The organism is Streptomyces sp. MUM 203J (genome assembly GCF_022414595.1).
In the GTDB taxonomy this organism is placed as follows: Bacteria; Actinomycetota; Actinomycetes; order Streptomycetales; family Streptomycetaceae; genus Streptomyces.
Genome location: NZ_JADWYO010000122.1, coordinates 1 through 2,603, shown reverse-complemented (window position 1 = coordinate 2,603; position 2,603 = coordinate 1). Strand labels below are relative to the sequence as shown.

At 75.4% G+C, this 2,603-nt stretch carries 3 protein-coding genes; 2 read left to right on the top strand and 1 reads right to left on the bottom strand.

Annotated features, from left to right (window positions below):
- A partial coding sequence (locus I3F58_RS29090) for a MurR/RpiR family transcriptional regulator (protein ID WP_308355082.1) occupies positions 1-942 on the top strand: 942 nt, incomplete at its 5' end.
- Positions 939-1,874 carry an N-acetylmuramic acid 6-phosphate etherase gene (gene murQ, locus I3F58_RS29085; RefSeq protein ID WP_240111706.1) on the top strand — a complete coding sequence of 312 codons (936 nt, stop codon included), beginning with the start codon at positions 939-941 and terminating at the stop codon, positions 1,872-1,874. The genes I3F58_RS29090 and murQ, both read left to right, overlap by 4 nt.
- A gap of 32 nt (positions 1,875-1,906) precedes the next feature.
- On the opposite strand, the gene I3F58_RS29080 is transcribed toward murQ, so the two are convergent.
- The gene (locus I3F58_RS29080) at positions 1,907-2,440 is read right to left on the bottom strand and encodes a hypothetical protein (RefSeq protein ID WP_240111705.1); all 534 of its coding nucleotides are present in this window, start codon (positions 2,438-2,440) and stop codon (positions 1,907-1,909) included.
- Positions 2,441-2,603: the final 163 nt, after the last annotated feature.

The window sequence follows — 2,603 nt, the reverse complement described above, 5'->3', positions numbered from 1 at the left end:
ACTCCGCGAGCGTCTGCGCCTTGTCCTTGCCCTGCAGGGCGCCGTAGTGGCGCTCGTTCAGCCGCCAAGGTGCGTGCCCTCGCGCCCGCCATGACCCGGTCCATGCAGCGCGTCGCGGAGGCCGTCGCCGCCGATCCGGCGCGGTGCGCGGGACTGACGGTCACCGGGCTGGCCGAGGTCACCGGGACCAGTGAGGCGACCGTCGTGCGGACCGCCCGCGCGCTCGGCTACCCGGGGTACCGGGACCTGCGGCTGGCCCTCGCCGGGCTGGCGGCGCAGCGGCGGTCCGGGCGGGCGCCCGCGCTCACCGCGGACATCACGGTGGACGACCCGCTCACGGACGTCGTCGCCAAGCTGGCCCGCGACGAGCAGCAGACTCTCGCGGACACCGCCGCCGCGCTCGACACGGCCCAGCTCACCGCCGCGGTCGCCGCCGTCGCCACCGCCCGCCGCACCGACCTGTACGGCGTCGGCGCCTCCGCCCTCGTCGCCCAGGACCTGGCCCAGAAGCTCCAGCGCATCGGCCTGCTCGCGCACGCCCACCAGGACCCGCACCTCGCCGTCACCAACGCCGTCCAGCTCCGCCCCGGCGACGTGGCCCTGGCCATCACCCATTCGGGCGCCACCAGCGACGTCATCGAGCCGCTGCGCGTCGCCTTCGAGCGGGGCGCGACGACCGTCGCGATCAGCGGCCGCCCCGACGGCCCCGTCGCCCAGTACGCCGACCACGTCCTCACCACGTCCACCGCCCGCGAGACCGAGCTGCGCCCCGCCGCGATGGCCTCCCGCACGGGCCAGCTCCTCGTCGTCGACTGCCTGTTCACAGCGGTCTGCCAGCGTACGTACGCGACCGCGGCTCCCGCTCTCGCCGCCTCCTACGAGGCCCTCGCCCACCGCCGCCCCCTGCCCTCCGCCCCCGACCGCCGCGGGCCCCGCCGATGACCGGCCGCCGCCCCGACCCGCTCCGCGCGCAGCTCGGCACGCTCGCCACCGAGGGGTTCCGGCCCGAGCTGGCGGACATCGACACCCGGCCCACCCTGGACATCGCCCGCGCCATGAACGAGGGCGACCGGGCCGTCCCCGCCGCCGTCGCCGCCCAGCTCCCCCGCATCGCCGCCGTCGTCGACGCCGTCGCCGCCCGTATGGCCCGCGGCGGGCGGCTCGTGTACGCGGGAGCCGGGACCGCCGGACGGCTCGGCGTGCTGGACGCCAGCGAGTGCCCGCCCACCTTCAACGCCGACCCCTCGCAGGTCGTCGGCCTGGTCGCGGGCGGGGCCGACGCCCTCGTACGCTCCGTGGAGGGCGCGGAGGACGACACGGGACTCGCCGCCGACGACCTCAAGCGCCTCGGCCTCACCCCGGACGACACCGTCGTCGGGGTCTCCGCCTCCGGCCGCACGCCCTATGCCCTCGCCGCCGTCACGTACGCCCGCGAGGGGGGCGCCCTCACCGTCGGGCTCGCCTGCAACACCGGCAGCGCCCTCGCCGCCGCGGCCGAGCACCGCATCGAGGTCGTCGTCGGGCCCGAGTTCGTCACCGGGTCCACCCGCCTCAAGGCGGGCACCGCCCAGAAGCTCGTCCTCAACATGATCTCGACGATCACGATGATCCGGCTCGGCAAGACGTACGGGAACCTCATGGTCGACGTCCGCGCCACCAACGACAAGCTGCGCGCCCGCTCCCATCGCCTCGTCGCCCAGGCCACCGGCGCGTCCGAGGACGAGACGGCGGCGGCGCTGGAGGCGACGGGCGGCGAGGTCAAGCACGCGGTCCTCATGCTGCTCGCCGGGGTGGACGCGCCCACCGCCGCCCGCCTCCTCACGGACCACGCGGGGTATCTGCGGGCCGCGCTCGACGCCGCACGCCCCGGGTGAGCGGCCGACCGCGGACCGTCGGCCGCTCCGGGTCAGCCGATGCGGTCGCAGAGGTCGTCCGTCGTGCCGTAGGCCATCCTGAGCGTCTTCTGCCCGCCCGTGCCGATGTCCAACGTGTAGACGCCGTCGACGATGTAGATCCCGCGCGGCAGACTGCCCGCGTCCTTCCCGAAGCCGATCAGCACCGGGCCCAGCACCGCCCAGGTCTGGGAGCCGTCGGTGCGGTACTCGACGACCGCCGAGCCGCCCGCGTCCGCGTCGTACGAGGCGCCGGTGTCCTTGTTGGTGACGCGGACGACCAGGTCGCCCTGGTAGACGACCCGCTTCGGGGAGCCGTCCGCGTGGGTGTCCAGGACGTACCGGACCACCTCGTCCACGACGGGCTCCCCGTGCACGGGGAAGTCGCAGCGGGCCCCGGCGGGGACGTCCCAGGGGGACGACGGAGCCGGCTCCCAGCCCTGCGGGGCCGTCGTGGACGAGGCCCCGGCGGGCGCGGCACCCGCCAGGACCGCACCGAGCGCGGTCAGGGTGACGAGCGTGCGACGGACAGGCATACGGACAGGCATGGAGACTCTCCTGACGAGACGTCATGTCACCCCCGGTCGGGGGCCGTACAGAGACCTTCGCGCACCCTCCTGACCACGCGCTCACCACGCCCTAGGTGTATTGCCCTGTGAGGTTGGGAACGCGGCTGGCAGGTGGTTGGCCCTTCAGCGCGGTGTGTCCGCG

Excerpts from the sequence above, each read along its gene's own strand:
- I3F58_RS29080 (WP_240111705.1), bottom strand. The coding sequence starts at position 2,440 with ATGCCTGTCCGTATGCCTGTCCGTCGCACGCTCGTCACCCTGACCGCG.
- murQ (WP_240111706.1), top strand. The coding sequence starts at position 939 with ATGACCGGCCGCCGCCCCGACCCGCTCCGCGCGCAGCTCGGCACGCTC.